This window comes from Bacillus sp. CD3-5 (assembly GCF_006349665.1).
In the GTDB taxonomy this organism is placed as follows: Bacteria; Bacillota; Bacilli; order Bacillales; family Bacillaceae_G; genus Bacillus_A; species Bacillus_A paranthracis.
This window is the reverse complement of record NZ_VEPX01000002.1, coordinates 328,080-345,553: the sequence shown is the minus strand read 5'-3', so window position 1 is coordinate 345,553 and position 17,474 is coordinate 328,080. Positions and strand designations below refer to the sequence as shown.

General features: G+C 34.1%; 18 protein-coding genes and 1 pseudogene. 13 read left to right on the top strand and 6 right to left on the bottom strand.

Going from position 1 to position 17,474, the window contains the following annotated elements:
- The first annotated feature begins 2 nt into the window (after window positions 1–2).
- Complete coding sequence (gene galT / locus FH036_RS06840) at window positions 3–1,493, top strand: UDP-glucose--hexose-1-phosphate uridylyltransferase (RefSeq protein WP_044790748.1); 1,491 nt, start codon at window positions 3–5, stop codon at window positions 1,491–1,493.
- A 110-nt stretch (window positions 1,494–1,603) separates the two neighbouring features.
- Here the strand turns inward: galT and FH036_RS06835 are convergent, their stop codons facing one another.
- A complete protein-coding gene (locus tag FH036_RS06835; RefSeq protein WP_001259915.1) occupies window positions 1,604–1,912 on the bottom strand; it encodes an ArsR/SmtB family transcription factor in 309 nt (102 codons plus the stop codon).
- Window positions 1,913–2,019: 107 nt separating this feature from the next.
- On the opposite strand from FH036_RS06835, the gene FH036_RS06830 reads away from it, so the two are divergent.
- Window positions 2,020–2,955 carry an aldo/keto reductase gene (locus tag FH036_RS06830; RefSeq protein ID WP_000877942.1) on the top strand — a complete coding sequence of 312 codons (936 nt, stop codon included), beginning with the start codon at window positions 2,020–2,022 and terminating at the stop codon, window positions 2,953–2,955.
- Between the two features lie 19 nt (window positions 2,956–2,974).
- Window positions 2,975–4,150 carry an MFS transporter gene (locus FH036_RS06825; RefSeq protein WP_139895556.1) on the top strand — a complete coding sequence of 392 codons (1,176 nt, stop codon included), beginning with the start codon at window positions 2,975–2,977 and terminating at the stop codon, window positions 4,148–4,150.
- Window positions 4,151–4,336: 186 nt separating this feature from the next.
- On the opposite strand, the gene FH036_RS06815 is transcribed toward FH036_RS06825, so the two are convergent.
- Window positions 4,337–4,561, bottom strand: coding sequence for a hypothetical protein (locus tag FH036_RS06815; RefSeq protein WP_000162601.1), 225 nt, complete (start codon window positions 4,559–4,561; stop codon window positions 4,337–4,339).
- Window positions 4,562–4,645: 84 nt separating this feature from the next.
- Window positions 4,646–4,993, bottom strand: coding sequence for a DUF4257 domain-containing protein (locus FH036_RS06810; protein WP_000426320.1), 348 nt, complete (start codon window positions 4,991–4,993; stop codon window positions 4,646–4,648).
- Between the two features lie 196 nt (window positions 4,994–5,189).
- Here FH036_RS06810 and FH036_RS06805 point away from each other — a divergent pair.
- From FH036_RS06805 to FH036_RS06785, 5 genes and pseudogenes are all read left to right on the top strand, one after another.
- Window positions 5,190–5,721, top strand: a pseudogene (locus FH036_RS06805) (DinB family protein).
- Between the two features lie 182 nt (window positions 5,722–5,903).
- Window positions 5,904–6,953: a ribosome small subunit-dependent GTPase A gene (gene rsgA, locus FH036_RS06800; RefSeq protein ID WP_001073048.1), complete on the top strand. Its 1,050-nt coding sequence runs from the start codon at window positions 5,904–5,906 to the stop codon at window positions 6,951–6,953.
- Window positions 6,954–7,156: 203 nt separating this feature from the next.
- Complete coding sequence (locus FH036_RS06795) at window positions 7,157–9,139, top strand: HAMP domain-containing methyl-accepting chemotaxis protein (protein ID WP_139895555.1); 1,983 nt, start codon at window positions 7,157–7,159, stop codon at window positions 9,137–9,139.
- Between the two features lie 199 nt (window positions 9,140–9,338).
- The gene (locus FH036_RS06790; protein WP_000539567.1) at window positions 9,339–9,644 is read left to right on the top strand and encodes a hypothetical protein; all 306 of its coding nucleotides are present in this window, start codon (window positions 9,339–9,341) and stop codon (window positions 9,642–9,644) included.
- Between the two features lie 251 nt (window positions 9,645–9,895).
- A complete protein-coding gene (locus FH036_RS06785) occupies window positions 9,896–10,264 on the top strand; it encodes a DUF3979 family protein (RefSeq protein ID WP_000965086.1) in 369 nt (122 codons plus the stop codon).
- Between the two features lie 38 nt (window positions 10,265–10,302).
- Here FH036_RS06785 and FH036_RS06780 read toward each other — a convergent pair whose 3' ends face one another.
- The gene (locus FH036_RS06780) at window positions 10,303–11,343 is read right to left on the bottom strand and encodes a YkvI family membrane protein (RefSeq protein ID WP_139895554.1); all 1,041 of its coding nucleotides are present in this window, start codon (window positions 11,341–11,343) and stop codon (window positions 10,303–10,305) included.
- Window positions 11,344–11,584: 241 nt separating this feature from the next.
- Between FH036_RS06780 and FH036_RS06775 the strand changes: the two genes are divergently transcribed.
- From FH036_RS06775 to FH036_RS06765, 3 genes are all read left to right on the top strand, one after another.
- Window positions 11,585–12,028, top strand: a complete 444-nt coding sequence (locus FH036_RS06775) for a Dps family protein (protein ID WP_000105198.1) — start codon at window positions 11,585–11,587, stop codon at window positions 12,026–12,028.
- A 156-nt stretch (window positions 12,029–12,184) separates the two neighbouring features.
- Window positions 12,185–12,640 carry a DUF3939 domain-containing protein gene (locus FH036_RS06770; RefSeq protein WP_000488187.1) on the top strand — a complete coding sequence of 152 codons (456 nt, stop codon included), beginning with the start codon at window positions 12,185–12,187 and terminating at the stop codon, window positions 12,638–12,640.
- Between the two features lie 227 nt (window positions 12,641–12,867).
- Complete coding sequence (locus FH036_RS06765) at window positions 12,868–13,812, top strand: alpha/beta hydrolase (RefSeq protein ID WP_048552125.1); 945 nt, start codon at window positions 12,868–12,870, stop codon at window positions 13,810–13,812.
- A gap of 45 nt (window positions 13,813–13,857) precedes the next feature.
- On the opposite strand, the gene FH036_RS06760 is transcribed toward FH036_RS06765, so the two are convergent.
- Together FH036_RS06760 and FH036_RS06755 are read right to left on the bottom strand one after the other, a co-directional pair.
- On the bottom strand, window positions 13,858–14,859 hold the full coding sequence (locus tag FH036_RS06760; RefSeq protein ID WP_070805829.1) for an LLM class flavin-dependent oxidoreductase: 1,002 nt from the start codon (window positions 14,857–14,859) through the stop codon (window positions 13,858–13,860).
- A 105-nt stretch (window positions 14,860–14,964) separates the two neighbouring features.
- A complete protein-coding gene (locus FH036_RS06755) occupies window positions 14,965–15,156 on the bottom strand; it encodes a DUF3896 domain-containing protein (protein WP_000805519.1) in 192 nt (63 codons plus the stop codon).
- Window positions 15,157–15,333: 177 nt separating this feature from the next.
- Between FH036_RS06755 and FH036_RS06750 the strand changes: the two genes are divergently transcribed.
- Window positions 15,334–16,806, top strand: coding sequence for a flavin monoamine oxidase family protein (locus FH036_RS06750; protein WP_139895553.1), 1,473 nt, complete (start codon window positions 15,334–15,336; stop codon window positions 16,804–16,806).
- Between the two features lie 75 nt (window positions 16,807–16,881).
- Complete coding sequence (locus tag FH036_RS06745) at window positions 16,882–17,466, top strand: GNAT family N-acetyltransferase (RefSeq protein ID WP_139895552.1); 585 nt, start codon at window positions 16,882–16,884, stop codon at window positions 17,464–17,466.
- Window positions 17,467–17,474: the final 8 nt, after the last annotated feature.

The window sequence follows — 17,474 nt, the reverse complement described above, 5'->3', positions numbered from 1 at the left end:
TGATGATATATCAAGCTATCCAGCAGTTAATTGATCGAGCTATTGAAATTCAATTAATTGACCAAGAAGATGAAATATATACAAGGAATAAAATTCTTTCTTTACTTCGTTTAGGTGATTTTGTAGTGGAAGCGTCAGCGCCCACATCTACAAAGAAAGCAATTTCGGAGTTATTGGAAGAGTTGATTGAATATGCTTGTATGCATAAAGTCATTGAATCAGTAATGGACGAGAGGGAGATTTTAGCAAGTGCAATTATGGATATTTTTATGTCCAAACCGTCCATTATCAATGCTCTTTTTTATGAAAAATACGAACAAAATCCGAGGGCTGCGACAAATTACTTTTATGAATTAAGTAAAAACAGCAACTATATACAAATAAAGCAAATTGCCAAAAATATAAATTATAAAGTAAATACGGAATATGGTGCCATTGATATAACAATTAATTTATCAAAACCGGAAAAAGACCCGAAACAAATTGCTAGAGAGAAAGTATCGGAAAGTACAAATTATCCAAAATGTTTACTCTGTATTGAGAATGAAGGATATAGAGGCAGAACTGGACATCCAGCACGCTCGAATCATCGTATGATTCGTATGAATCTTACAGATGAAAGCTGGTTTCTACAGTATTCTCCGTATATTTACTTCAATGAACACTGCATTGTATTGTCTTCAGAACACCGTGATATGAAAATCGACCGTCAAACATTTTTACGTTTGTTAAAATTTGTAGAAAAATTCCCACATTATTTCCTTGGGTCCAATGCAGATTTGCCAATTGTAGGAGGATCTATTCTAACACATGATCACTATCAAGGTGGAAACTATGAATTTGCTATGGCAAATGCATCAAATGACTTCATTTTTGAACTCACTAAATTTCCAGAAATGCAATGTTCTATTATTAAATGGCCTATGTCAGTTATTCGCTTAAGAAGTAACGACATAGAACAAATAGTAAATGCAGGGGAGTACATATTAGAAAGGTGGAAGAGATATGATGATCCGTCTGTTAATATATTTGCATTTACGAATGATGTTCCGCATAATACGATAACTCCAATTGCTCGTTACCGGAATAGTATGTACGAATTGGATCTTGTTTTGCGGAACAATCGTACAAGTGAAGAACATCCTCTAGGTATTTTCCACCCTCATGCGGAAATACAACATATAAAAAAAGAAAATATCGGTCTAATTGAAGTAATGGGGTTAGCTGTACTACCTGCGCGTTTAAAAACAGAACTTCAGGAAGTGGAAAAATTTTTACTTAACATTCCAAGTGATATTCCAACGCCTCATATACGATGGGCAGAACAATTAAAAATCAAATATGACAATCGGATATATGAACAAAATGTACAGGAGATTATAAGAGAAGAAGTGGGCAGAAAATTTATACAGGCGCTTGAAGATGCTGGTGTTTTTAAACGAGATGAAGAAGGGATATCAGCGTTCAAACGTTTTATTCAAATTTTAATTTAGGAAGGGACTTGGTAGTTATAGTGAAGAACAAAATACTCAATGAATAAAACCTCACAGTATTAAAAGAATAGAAAAACTAAACAACATCTCATATTCCTATGAGATGTTGTTTAGTATGGTTCTGTCGCATGTATTATGACATCTAATAAACCGGGGAATCTAGCATTTAAGTCATCTTCACGAATTGAAATGAAACGTTGAGTTCCTTCAAGGCGTGTATACATAACACCGGATTCACGTAAAACTTTGAAATGGTGTGATAAAGTTGATTTCGCGATTGGAATGTTTAACGCGCCACAAGATTGTTCGTTTTTTTCTAGTAGCATCGTTACAATTTGTAAACGAATTTGATCGCTAAGTGCATATAGAACAGAAGAGAATTGAATTTCTTCTCGATTTGGATGATAGAGAGTACGCATTTTTTCACCTGCTTGTATAAGTTAATATATTTGCACTATAACATATAAAGTGGTATATTTCTATTGTTCGAATATATTCGAACAATAGAAATATAGGGGGAGAAAAAATGAAGTATACAAAATTGCAAAAGGCAGGACTACATATTTCAAAATTGGGGTTAGGAACAAACGCTGTAGGGGGACATAATTTATATGCTGATGTGAATGAGGAAGAAGGAAAACGATTAATAGAAGAAGCTATGGGGCAAGGGATTACATTTTTTGATTCAGCAGATTCATACGGTTTCGGTAGATCAGAGGAATTGGTGGGAGAAGTATTGAAAGGAAAACGCCATGAAGTTGTACTTGCTACCAAAGGTGGAATACAACCGTTATTAAATGGAGAGGTTTATATGAATAATGAACCGAGCTATTTAAGAAATGCTGTAGAAAATAGCTTAAGAAGACTACAAACTGATTATATTGATTTATATTATTTACATTTTACAAACCCAGAAACAAGTTACATAGATTCAATTGGAGAACTTACTCGCCTAAAAGAAGAAGGGAAAATTCGTTCAATTGGAATATCTAACGTAAACGTAGAGCAATTAAAAGAAGCGAATCAGCATGGGCACATAGATGTTGTACAATCGCCGTATAATATGTTAGATCGTACTGCTGGGCAAGAACTTTTGCCATATTGTATAGAATCAGGTATTTCATTTATTCCTTACGGGCCTCTTGCTTTTGGGATACTAGGTGGTAAATATACAGAAGATTTCAAATTGAATAAAGGAGATTGGCGTCAAAGTGTAAATCTATTTGAAGAGAATACATATAAGAGCAACTTTAAGAAAGTTGAAAAGTTAAAAGACATAGCTAAAGAAAAGGATCTCGAATTATCGCATTTAGCTTTAGCATGGTTATTAAACCAAAAAGGAATTGATACTGTTATTCCTGGTGGGAAACGAGCGGAGCAAATAAGAGAAAGTGTAAGAGCGGTGGAAGTTTCAATGAATGAAGATGTCATGAAAGAGATTGAATCTATTTTAGAAGATTAGTTGAAAGGAGAAGATTTAAATGAAAAGAGTACTAGCTGTATTCTTTACAATCATGTTTATGATCGGTACAGATACTTTCTTAATTTCACCACTGTTACCCACATTACAACAGGTGTATCATATTTCAACTGAGTTGTCAGGGTGGATGGTGAGTTCATATGCTTTAGGATATGCTGCATTTGCACTTATCGCTGGTCCTATATCAGATAGTTTAAACAGAAAAAAAGTGATGGTAATAGGAATGAGTTTTTTTGCGTTAAGTACGTTTTTATGTGGAATTGCACCGAGTTTTCGATGGATGCTAGCATTTAGATTTTTAGCAGGTGTAAGTGCAGCCTTTGTATCTCCACAAGTGTGGGCATCTATTCCGCTGCTTATAGAGAAGGAACAAATTGTAAAGGCAATTGGGATTGCAACAGCAGGATTGTCACTCTCTCAAATTTTAGGACTGCCAGTTGGATCATATTTAGCAATGATACACTATACAACACCATTCTTTATCATTGGTATATTATCAGCGCTACTTGTTATTGTTATTTATGGAGTATTACCAGAAATACAACCGGTTCATATAAGAGAAAAGAAAACAAATATCTTAAAGCGCTATAAACAATTACTTTCAGATTCTAAGGTTTCACTTTCTTATTTTGCATATTTTGTTTTTCAAACTGGTAATTTTGCTGCATTTTCATTCTTCGGTGTGTGGCTTTCCATTCAATTTGGCTTGCAAATTCATGAAATAGGAACAGCTATGCTCGTATTAGGATTAGGAAATTTAACTGGTAATATTTTTGGGCCTAGAATCGTAAATAAAATTGGTTATAACCTTTCATTCTATGGTGGAATTATATTTACAGCAGTTCTATATACATTACTTCCTCATGTAAACAACATTATAATTGTGGAGTTTTTATTCTTTGTTTTGTTTTTTGTGACAGGAATTTTGTTTGTATTAATGATGAGGCACTTACAAAACATATCTATCGTAGCCAGAGGAACAGGAGCGGCTCTAGCGAATGCTTCTATGTATATGGGTCAAATGATTGGAGCGGCAATGGCAGGAATGCTATTTGCAGCGTCTCACAATTTTATATTTGTAGGTAGTTTTACTGCGTTATTATATATTTTAGCTTTATTTCTGTTTAGAAAAAGTGAAAGACTAACTGAGAATCGTGAAACAGGAATTGCGTCATAAAGTCTTTACAAATAAAAAAAGCCCAAAAATAAAAATCCCTATAGAGATAGGGATTAATATATCGGCATATAGCTCCTTGGAAAAGGATATACTGAGTATAACATATAGGACTACTTATAATTGTGAAATAGATGTGAAAGTAATGTGAAAAATAACATAATAAAAAGCACTGTTTTAGCTAATGAACTAAAACAGTGCTTTTCTCTTTGATTGAACAGTTGCTGCATTTTCATCATGTATGCCTGCATCTTTAATAATTCGTTGTTTTGCTTTATTTAATAGATGGTTTACTGCTTCTCCAAAATAGTTAGCTTCGCTTTTTGTGCGGGCTTCTCGTAAACATTTATAGTTTTCTAGCAGTTCCTCTTTTTCAGTGTCTGTTAAGAAATCTTCTATTTTCTTTTTTGTCATACGAAACACCCTTTCTTCTGACAAACGACGCAATAGAAAATATTTATTGTTTATTATAGCAATAATTTTTAAAAAAAGTATAGACTAACGTCGCAATAATTTGTCAATTTCTTGAATCTTCTCATCAGCTTTCCCAATTTGTGTGTTTTTAGCCTGCTCACCACCAAGCGCTTGATGTAGTAAGAAAGTCTGACCAGAAATAGCAGTCACAATGGATACTTTAATAATTTCTTTTATTAAGGTGACATCGAATAAAACGAGTCCAAGAAGTGCAGCTAGACTGCCAGTGAAAATATCAGTCAAAAACCCAAAGTGAAAAAAAGTTTTCAAACGGCGTGGAAGCAATAACTTACCTTGGTTATTGATTAGATGGGAAACGAAACCGGTAATGCCACCAACGAGAACAGCAGTTAGCCATTGATACATTTCCATCGAATCCACTCCTTTTAGTGAATAAGATTCGATTATTTTATATCGATTCCTTTTAATATTTCATAGAAACATATTGAGAAAGTTTGTTTGGGGGTATTACGTATTCAATTTAGTTATAACAGAAAAATCTGATATATTTCAGTCTATTATATGAAGCTGTTATTCCTTAATATGAATACAGAAAGGGGTGCGTGATATGAATATAGATTACCGAATAAGAAGTGTGGATGGTTATACAAAAAATATAGGGGAATTAGTAAGCATGCTGGAGCATACAAGGGCTGTAACATTCCTGAAAATAAGAGATCTATCGGTTGAGCAATTAGATTTAATGATACCGAGTGGGGGGAATTCCATTGGAGCGTTACTAAAGCATATAGCAGCTATTGAAAAAGCACATCAGCTTATTTCATTTCAAGAGCGTGACTTTACAAAGGAAGAATTAGAAATATGGAAAGACGCACTCTATTTAGGAGAATCGAGGAAAACGATTCGTGGTCATGAAATAAAGTATTATGTACAGCTTCTACAAAGTGTTCGAGAAGAATCACTGAAGTATTTGAGTGAACAAGGTGATGATGGATGGCTTATGTCAGAAAGAAAGTGGCCTAATGGTGTAGCGGCATAACCAGTACTATTTGTAGTTTCACGTGCTAGAAGATGAGATTAGTCACCGTGGGCAAATTAGAATGATGAAAAATAAATTATTTGAAAATTACGTTAAATAAGGTAGCTTTTTAAATAAATATTCCATATAATGAGAGTAATTAAAATGAGAACGGGGTGATGTATTATGGCGAAAATAACTTATATGAATCATAAACCAAATACAAAGGTGGATGGAAAGGGCGATACTATATAAGTGAGCGCACGATCCTTCCACTTAGCTTACATTAGGGAGGATATCAATTTGAATCAAAATATTTTAGAATCGTTCGGCTGGGATTCTTTCTTTGAGGAACAAGCTGTAGAGAACTTTGAGGTAGGGCGTATTTTACTTGAGCATAAGCATATATATCGAATTATTTGTAATGATGGTGAATATATGGCAGAACTGTCTGGAAAGTTTCGGCATGAAGCAGTAATGAAGGGAGATTATCCAGCAGTTGGTGATTGGGTGTATATAAAGAAAATAGAGAATGAAAAGAAAGCAATTATTCATCGTATTTTTCCAAGAAGAAGCTCTTTTTCTAGACAAGAGGCTGGTAATCGAACGGAAGAACAAGTAATAGCGGCAAATGTAGATTATCTATTTTTAGTGAATGCACTTAATCATGATTTTAATGTAAGAAGAATGGAACGTTATTTACTATTAGCGTATGAAAGCGGTGCAATGCCTGTAATTGTTTTAACAAAGAGTAGCTTATGTGAGGACATAGAGCAGAAAATTGTTGAAACGGAAGCTGTGGCAATTGGTGTTCCAATCTTCGTCGTTGATAGTGTAGAGCATACCGGTATTGAATCGTTGCAGCAATTCGTTACTTCAGGAAAAACAATTGCTTTAGTCGGGTCATCAGGGGTTGGAAAATCCACTTTGTTAAATGCACTTATAGGAATTGAAGTAGCAAAAACGGGTGATATTCGTGAGGAAGATAGTAAAGGAAGGCATACGACAACTCATCGTGAATTGTTCCGATTACCGAGTGGTAGTTTAGTTATTGATACTCCTGGTATGAGGGAGTTGCAGCTTTGGGAAGGAAGCGATGCAATTCAAACGACATTTTCTGATATTGAAGAACTAGCAAAAACGTGCCGTTTTAGGGATTGCAAGCATGAAAATGAGCCAGGGTGCGCAGTGCATAATGCAATTGATAACGGAATGATTACGATAAATCGTTTGCAAAGCTATAAAAAATTACAAAGAGAACTGGCGTATTTTATGAGAAAACAAGATACTATTCTTGCAAGAGCAGAGCGTGACAAGTGGAAGAAAATTTCCAAACAACATAAAAAAATGTAAGAAACCAAAGGAATATTCCTTTGGTTTTTTACATTTGTAAATTTTATAATAATATTATTCAAATATATAGACAAATAGAATTTATTTGTTTAAACTTTACAAAGTATTCATCATAATAGGTTATGAAAATAATAATTCGGGAATGGGAAATATTTGCAATTAACAAGATTTACCTTATAAAATTGAAAAGCAGGAGGTTTGTAATGGGTAGACTATTAAATTCGTTTCGTGATATGAAAGTAGCAAAAAAACTACTAATTTCATTTTTCATCATTTTAATTGCGGCTGTCTCTATTATCGGAGGCATGTCTTATCAAACAGCTAAAAAGAATTTTGAATCACAAATTACGAGTAGTGCTCACGACAATATAAAAATATTAGATAATTTAATTAATCAAATGATTGAGGCGAAATTTAATGATGTAAATAATTTTGCGCGAGTGATTCAAGGTAATATGTATCAAGGGGATAATCAGGATGAATTAAGAAAAATGCTATCTCAATATATCAATTTGAATAAAGATGTGGAACAAGTATATGTTGCGGGCAATGATAAAAAATTTGTACAAGAACCAAATATACAAATGGCAGCAGACTATGATCCAACAGAACGTTCTTGGTATAAAGATGCAGTGGCAAAACAAGGTGGTATTGTAATTACTGAGCCGTATAAGGCAAAAGGAAATGGACATATTGTCGTAACGATTGCAAAACAAGCAGAAGATAAAAACGGTGTTGTAGCGATAGATTTAAGTTTAGATAATTTATTAAAAACAACGAAGTTAATTAATATTGGTAAAAAGGGATATGCTTTCATTTTAGATGGAAAACAAAAAATAATTGCACATCCTCAAGAAAAATCAGGAGAAAAAGCAGCCGATTCTTGGGCGAAGAAAATTTATGAAGATAATCATGGTGCTTTTTCTTATACGTATGACGGTAGCGAAAAACAAATGGTATTTGCTACAAATGTAAAAACAGGTTGGAAAATTGGCGGGACTATGTACTCAAATGAAGTAATTGAAGCTGCGCAGCCTGTATTTTATAATATGTTAATTGTTATGTTCATTTCATTAGTTATAGGTGGGGCACTTATTTATTTTGTGACGCTTTCTATAACGAAGCCATTAAAAAGATTAGTTGTCACTTCTAAAGAAATAAGTGAGGGAGATCTAACGCAAACAATTGATATTCATTCTAATGATGAAATCGGTCAACTTGCAAAAGGATTTAATGAGATGACAGATGCATTGCGAACATTAATCGGAAGAATTAATACTTCGGCTGGACATGTTGCAGCAGCATCAGAAGAGCTAACGGCAAGTGTAAGACAGGCGAGTGAAGCAACTGAGCAAATTACGATGGCAATGGACGAAATATCAAGCGGGGCAACAACGCAAACAACAAGTGTAGAAAATGGTGCAATGTTACTATTTGATGTAACAGAAGGCATTCAGCATGTAGCAAATAGTTCATCATCAATTAGTACGGCTTCTGCTCATACTCGTGAAAAAGCAGAGAATGGTGGAAAACTAGTCGGAAAAACAGTAAATCAAATGCAGTCAATTGCAGAATCTGTTTCACAATCAGATGAGGTTATTCAGTTACTAAATAATAAATCAAAGCAAATTGGTGACATATTAGAAGTAATTCAAAATATTGCAGATCAAACAAATCTTCTAGCTTTGAATGCGGCAATTGAAGCTGCAAGAGCGGGAGAACACGGAAGAGGATTTGCAATTGTTGCAGATGAAGTACGTAAATTGGCGGAGAAGTCTAGCGTATCTTCTAGTGAAATAAGTAAATTAATATGTGAAATACAAGATGACATGAGTAAGACGGTAAAGTCTATGGGTCATGTAAATGAAGAAGTTCAATCTGGACTTGTTATTGCAAATGAAACGAAGCAAAACTTTACTGAGATTTTACAATCTACAAACGAAATTGCCGATCAAATTAAAACGATGGTTGAAACGGCTAACGGGATGTCAAAAGGTGCAAATGAAGTGTCTATTTCGGTAGGACAAATTGCAATGACAGCGCAGAATAATGCGACGAGTACTCAAAACGTTGCAGCATCAGCAGAAGAACAATTAGCGTCCATTGAGGAAATTAGTTCTGCGGCGGGTACATTATCTCAAATGGCTGAAGAATTACAAGGGTTAATTGAAAGATTTAAAGTATAATAAAGGACAGACTACCCCAAAATAGCAGTATGCGATTTTGGGGTAGTCTGTTTTTACTATGTAACATGAAATGTGATAGAGAGTATGTTTATGATGTTTCAAGGTATATCATGTATAATATTTGTCGAAAAATAGAGGTATTTGTTAACTTTATGTATAATTATAATCATATAGAATGCAAATAAAGGAGATTATTAATATGGGAGTGTACTGGGGGACCAAAAGACATTCTTGGCTTAGTTATGTCTCATTTTGGTTAAGTATTTCGTTTTTCATTGTTTTTCTCATTGAAGTGTTTATTTTAAAAGCACTTTCAAATAGTTCGGTGCAAATTGTTAAATACTTTTATTTTATATTTGTACCAGTAAACATCTTTCTTAGTTTAAAGTTACTCTTTAAGAAGAATGAAAAGAAAGCATTACCTATTTTTAGTTTCATTGTATCATTAGTATTTACAATTTTAATACTAGTATTAGCATTAGCAGCTACTGGAAAGTTCTTTTAAGGAGAGTGATGTAAGTCACTCTCTTTTTTTGATGTGAGCAAATAATGATTGGGAATAGGTTTAAAATTTAAGGGGGATTAAGTAATAAAGTAAGCCACATAATAATGAAGACTGAATAAAGTGTTTTATATACTTATGAAGCAAATGAATACGGTAAAAACGGCGATATATGGTACAATACATATGGATATTGATAGAGATAAAGGGTATATAAAATACTCATCGTTTTTTAGTAAGAGAGGAGTTATCTTATGCTATACGAGGATTTGATGACATTGTTTCAAGCAGCTCCGAAAGAAGAAGGTAGAGGCGGCTGGAAATATATAATCCAGGAACGAAATGATAAATATGAAATTGTTAATGAAATGTTGAAAAATCAAATGAGTGTTGAATTGTATTTTAATGAATATGATGAGGTGAAAATCACTTTATATAAAGATGGAATGCCTATTTCGACGATGCAAAGAATTGCGATTTCAAAAGTTGAATTAGATGAAGAAGAAGAAGGGATTCAATTCGTTTTAGAACGTATGCCTAGTCGGATGATTCGGTTGCAATTAAAGCCGTATTTAGCACTCGAAATGGGGCCGTACTGGGAAGTGTGTGATGATTGTGAATGAACATATAAAAGAAGCATCCAATAACATGGATGCTTCTTTTATGTTTTTTGAAGTTGTTTAAAAGCAATAATCGGAAGTAAAACGATGCTGACCCACCCGATTATAGGATATAGAATGTGGAGTAATTCACTGTAACCAACGTAACTAAAGCAATAGCTTATTAGTAAAATGAAGAAAATAATATTGTTATTTTTCCAGCCAGTGATGGATTGCATTTGTTTTGTCATTCCGAACACATTGCCAACTAAAGTTGTGAATACTTCACCGAAAATGATAAGAACAAAGAAAAAGTGAAAAGTGGCATTGAATTTTCTTATGACTTCAGCCATTGGAATGTTATATTGATAAAATTGGTCGACGGATAAGATAGCTAAATGGCTACATAATAATATTAAAGAAAGTCCTGCCCCACCTAAAATACCGCCCCATAAAATGGCCTTTCGATCTTTTACTTCACTGGCTAACGGGACGAGGACGCTTTGGGCGAGAGAAAGATTTAAGGCGACATATGTAATAGGACTAGTTATCCACTTCATATTCCAGTTTTCTGCAGGAATAGTGTTACGAATAGGAGTTGTACCGTGAAAAAACGTTGTAATAGCAAGTCCGATAATGAAAATCATCATAATAGGTACGACAAGTGTATTAACTTCAAAAACCCCTTGTAATCCGCGACTACCTATAATGAGACAGGCGATTACTGTAATGAAAATACCGAGTTGTCTTGGTAAACGAAGTTGCTCTTCAAATACCGCTCCAGCGCCTGATAACATAACGCTCGTTACACCAAATAATACGAGTAATAATAGTGTATTTACAACATTTCCAAATACATCCCCAAATAAGTATTTGTTAAATTCTTGCGCTGAAAATGCACCGATTTGCGAGGAGAGTAACATCATTTTTGTGCCAAGCCAAATAAAAAAAAATCCACTTACACATATACCAATAGTTCCATAAAATCCGTTCACTGTAAAAAATTCAACAATTTCTCGTCCAGTAGCAAATCCAGCTCCAACGACTGTTCCAATATAAGTAGCAGCGACTTTCTTTGCTACTTGCCATTGTTGATTGTCCATGTTATCCCTCTTTCTACTACGATGAGCTTGATTTACTATTATGCATATGTATGAGCTTGGACAATTAGACGTATGAACTGTTAGAAAACATACATGAATGAAAAGATATTAGGGAAGTATTAAAGGTGTTAAAACTTTGTTACATATGAGCCAATCGTTCGAGAGGATAGGAAAAGTATGGTAATATGTAACTAGGTTCTTAAAAGACAAACATTATGAAATGATAAGAGGAGTGGATTGTATGAGTACGAAAACAAATGTTGTTGAAGTATTAAACAAGCAGGTAGCAAACTGGAATGTGTTATATGTGAAACTACATAATTATCATTGGTATGTGACAGGACCACACTTCTTTACATTACATGAGAAATTTGAAGAGTTTTACAATGAAGCTGGAACGTATATTGATGAATTAGCAGAACGTATTTTAGCATTGGAAGGTAAGCCGTTAGCGACAATGAAAGAATATTTGGCAACATCTAGTGTGAATGAAGGGACAAGCAAGGAATCTGCAGAAGAAATGGTGCAAACATTAGTGAATGATTACTCTGCATTGATTCAAGAATTAAAAGAAGGCATGGAAGTTGCTGGTGAAGCGGGCGATGAAACATCAGCGGACATGTTGTTAGCAATTCATACAACATTAGAACAACATGTATGGATGCTAAGTGCGTTCTTAAAATAAAGTGAAACTTTAATCAGTGGGGGGGCTTCCTGCCCATTAAAGCGGGATAAATATAAGAATATAAAGAAAAAAGTCATTGAAAAATTCTTTCAATGACTTTTTTGTGATTTTTCAGTTTTCTTTTATGCTATAATATAGTAAAAAGGAGGCGATGCGATGTTTCGCTTTTTCAAAACTGGAAAAGAAGAGCGTGAAATTACGAAAGATGAATTGGAACAAGCGATGGCCAAGTTTCTAGAAAAGAATGCTAATATCGTTTATACAGTATTAGTAAATGATGATTATACAGTGAATTATGATTTGTTAAAGCCGTATTTACCTGCATTTCCAACAAACCATTTTCTTATTACGAAGGAAACGCTTGAGGTATTTGAACATACAGAAGAAAATCTAAACCTAGTTAAAGAAATTGATATTGTACAAAAGGCAGTAGATCAATATGTAACAGAAAAAGAAATGTTTCCAATTGTAGAAGGTAGTGAAGATCGCCTCATATGCGGAATGAAACTAGGACCTTACTTAGATCGTATATTAAAAAGAGACTTATATATTTCAGAAAAACATTATTTAGTTTCAAGTAAACCAGATAGAAAAAAACAAAAGAGTGGGTAGATGTAGTGAAAACAACAATAAATATATTGTTGTCTTTTTTTGGGGTTATTAAATTATTGATTTTTCAGTTTATTAAACTTTTTACTAAACTTATTGGATAAAGAGGAGTAACGATTAAGTATCACGCCAAGAATAGAGTATTGTTAGCATGAGTTTTATACAAAGATTACAGAATGGTATAAAGGTTTGAAAAATAAATATTATAAAAGGTTACGGGGGATGGGTGCATGAAAAATAGTATGACTTACATTCAATTATTAAATGAAACGTTACATTGCTATGCAAGTAAAGGAAGTTTGGAAGCATATACTTATATAATGGAGCATGCTAAAGGTATAGTAGGGAATGAGGCTCAAATATATAATTTTAAATATGCATTAGCGAGTGCAGCAGGACTTGAAGAAGAAGCGTTGCATTTAATGAAGGAAGCTATTATAGAAAAGGGTTTTTGGTATGGAAATGAATATTTAATTTCGGACGACGATTTAAAACCACTACATAAATTTGAAGAGTTTCATCAAATGGTTCAATTATGTAAAGAAAGAGAAGAGTTAGCAAAGAAAACAGAACGAGCAGATGTGAAATATATAGACAGTAAGAAAAAAGAAAAACTATTTATTGCAATGCACGGAGATCAAGAAAATATAGGAATAGTAGAACCATATTGGAAATCTGTTTTGGATCAAGGTTATACGTTGGCTTTACCACAGTCTTCGCAAATTCAGTTTTCAGATGGGTTTGTTTGGGATGATATACATAGAGGGAAAGAGGAATTAAAAGAGCATTACGTTAATTTTAAAGAAAATTATACAGTAGAAAGTGTAATAATTGGTGGCTTTTCTGCTGGAGCAAGAGTAGCTCTATATACAATTTTACAAAAAGATATAGCTGTGGATGGGTTTATTTTTATGGCACCGTGGCTTCCAGAGGTTGAAGAATGGAATGAGTTGCTAGGAGTACTACAGGATAAACATATAAAGGGATATATAGTCTGCGGTGATCAAGATGAAGATTGTTTCGAATGCACACAGCAATTTGTACAATTATTAAGAGATAAGAATATAGAACATAAGTATAAAATTATACCTAACTTAAATCATGATTATCCTATTCACTTTGAAGAGGTATTGAAAGAAGCTATTGAATATATAGGGAATGAAAACAATAAGTAGTAAGAAAAGGAGATGCATCATATGTGATGTATCTCCTTTTTAAAATTATAAATTAAAAGCATTTGCCAATAAGCGATAAGAATTCAATTTATCTTCAAATCGATGAGTAATTGTGACAATCATAAATTCATCAGTATTGTACGCTTTGCTTAAGTTTACGATTTGTTCTTTCACAGAAGATGGATCACCGACAATCATACGTTGACGATTTTCTTTTATACGGAATAAATCATAAGCGCTGTATGAATAATTTTGAGCAGTTTCGATAGAAGGTGTACCAGTTGTACGCTTTCCTTGTTCTAGTAATAAGATTGATAAATCTAAACTAGAAGCAATTTTTTCCGCCTCTTCAGTTGTTTCACCGCAAATAACAAAAATAGCTACGATTGATTTTGGTTTATCTCCTAAATAGGAAGGTTGGAATTGTTTTTGATAGGCCTCCATTACCTCGGGTCCACCGTATCCGTTTATGAACTGTGCGAATGCAAAAGAAGCACCTTGTTGTGCGGCAATCTTTGCACTCTCTCCGCTAGAGCCAAGCAACCACATGTCAGGAGATGTGGGAATTACAGGAGTAGCCTTTAAATTTGCATAATGATGGTTTTCTGGTACTTGATCATGTAAGTACATTGCAACATCTGCAATTTGCTCTGGATATTGATCAAGTGAGAGCATTTTTCCTTCTTGAAGTGCGCGAGTTGCAATGGGCATACCACCAGGTGCTCTGCCGACACCAAGGTCAATACGATTCGGATAAAGCGCTTCTAAAACACGGAAATTCTCAGCAACTTTATACGGACTATAGTGTGGCAACATGACACCACCCGAACCGACTCTCATCCGCTCCGTTTTCGCTGCAATATGAGAAATAAGTATTTCTGGACTTGAGCCAGCAAGGCTTACAGAATTGTGATGTTCTGATACCCAAAAGCGTGTATATCCGAGTTTTTCAGCTTCTTGCGCAAGCGTAACTGTATGTGAAAAAGCTTTGGCTGCCGTACTACCATCTGAAATAGGGGATTGGTCTAATACACTTAATTTGATCATAGAATATACCTCTCAATCTTAATGTACATCCTATTATATATTTACTTACGAAAAATGCGTAATGAAATGCTCAAAATAAAAAGTGGATAAATTACATATCCACTTTTAACGTGAAAATCCTCGTTCATAATGATTCATTTCGACTACATTTAGAATATATTCGTAGTTATCAATCTCAAGTTTTAGTTGTTCACGTTCTTTTTTAGATAGATGCATATTACTAAGTTGGTTGCATAGCTGTTGTTTCTTTTCTTCTAAATACTTTTTTGTAGCATTGTAGTCGTAAGTTGGTTTCATTTTCAACCACTCCTTATTTGCTGTTGCTATATTATACGAAGCGTAAAGAGATGTGAGAGCTATCTCTTATGTATTTTTAGTGAATATTCAACTTGCTCTGTTGTTATGTTTATAGAAATTTATGAATAAAATGCACTAAACGACTAATGCCCATTTGATGAAGTAAGGGGTGGAATTGTGCAGAAAGATATAATGTATAACACGGAGATGGATGAAACATTAAAAATTATAAATAAAGGATTAAAGAAGACGACGAGCCCGAAGCAAATTATTGTAGTAGGGGCCGGCATGGCTGGATTAGTTTCGGCATCTTTATTAAAAGCTGCGGGACATGAAGTGAAGATTTTTGAGGCAAACAACCGGGTAGGTGGCCGCATAGAGACAGTTAGAATGGAAGATACCGGTTTATATTTGGATGTAGGGGCGATGAGAATTCCGTATTCGCATACATTAACGATGGCATATATAAGAAAATTTGGGCTACAGGTAAGCCCTTTTATTAATAGGAATGAGACTGATATTATTTACGTAAACGGCCGAAAAACGACATTAAAACAATATGAAAAAGAGCCAAATATATTAAAGTATCCTGTGGAAATGAATGAAGTTGGGAAAACGTCTGAGGAGCTATTATTGTTAGCGGTACAGCCTATTATAAATTTTATTAAAAAGAACCCAGAGAAAAATTGGGATGTTGTAGTAAAGGATTTTGGGAGATACTCTACAGGACAATTTTTAAAATATCACCCTTATCAATATAATACTTACTTTTCACCAGTAACAATTGAGATGATTGGCGTTTTGTTGGATTTAGAAGGTTTTTTAGAAAGGTCATTCGTTGAGACATTACGTTTTTTATACATTATGCAAGAGGAGAGCGGATTTTGTGAAATAATAGGCGGTAATGATAGATTGCCAAAATCTTTTTTACCACAATTAGAGGAAGATATTATATATAATCAAAAATTAATGAAGCTACATCAGCATGATAATGGTGTGACAGCTTTCTATCGAAACGAAGAAACGTTTGAATATAGTAGTATTACAGGGGACTTAGTTATTGTTACCATTCCGTTTTCGACAATGCGGTTTGTAGAAGTAGATCCATTTGATTCTATATCTCATGAGAAATGGAAAGCAATTCGTGAATTGCATTATATGCCAGCGACAAAAATAGGAATTCAATTTAAAAGTCGATTTTGGGAAGAACAAGGACAGTTAGGTGGCAGAATTATAACAGATTTGCCAATTCGTTACGCATATTATCCAAGTCATGGAATTGGAGAAAAAGGACCTGCTATAATGTTAGGCAGCTATACATGGTCTTATGATGCGTTGTTATGGGATGGGTTATCAAAGGGTGACCGTATTTATTACACATTACAAAACTTAGCAACGATATTAGGCGGTCAAGTATATGATGAATTCTTATCTGGTATATCAAAAAGTTGGACGTTGGATCCATATGCACTTGGAGGGTTTGCTCTATTTCAGGCAGGTCAAGAATCAGAGTTGCAACCAGCGATTGTCAAACCAGAGGAAAGAATATTCTTTGCTGGAGACCATACAACGTTATATCACGGATGGATACAAGGGGCAATTGAATCTGGCGTTCGTGTTGCGGTAGATGTAAATGAATTAAATGTATAAAATTCAGAAATTTCTTTACTGTATAGTTTGAGATGGATATTATTATATATAAAAGAATTATAAGGAGTGTTGAAAGTGAATCCGTTATTATTCGATTTTCCTTCTGAATTTTATACTGAAAGGCTATTGATTCGAATGCCAAAACCAGGTGATGGTAAAGCTGTATACGATGCCATTCAAGCTTCTATGAAAGAATTAAAACCATGGATGGTTTTTGCGCAAAAAGAGCAAACAGAGGAAGAAGTAGAAGTGAGCATTAGAAAATCGCATATTCAATTTTTACAGCGTGAGGATTTAAGGTTACTAGTATTTTCGAAAGAAACAGGCGAGTTTATCGCATCAGCTGGATTGCATCGCATTAATTGGGATATACCCCAATTTGAAATTGGGTATTGGATTGATTCGAGGTTTAGTGGAAAGGGCTATATGGTCGAGGCTGCAAAGGGGATAACAGATTATGCTTTTTCTGAACTGAAAGCAAATCGCGTAGAAATTCGTTGTGATTCTTTAAATAAGAAAAGTAGAGCGATCCCTGAGAAATTAGGGTTTAAATTAGAGGGTGTGTTAGAAAGTGCGAGTGTTGCAGTAGATGGAAATGGATTAAGAGATATGTGTGTATTTGCGATGACTAGAAATACATATGAAAAAGAAGAGCTGTAGAGAAACGG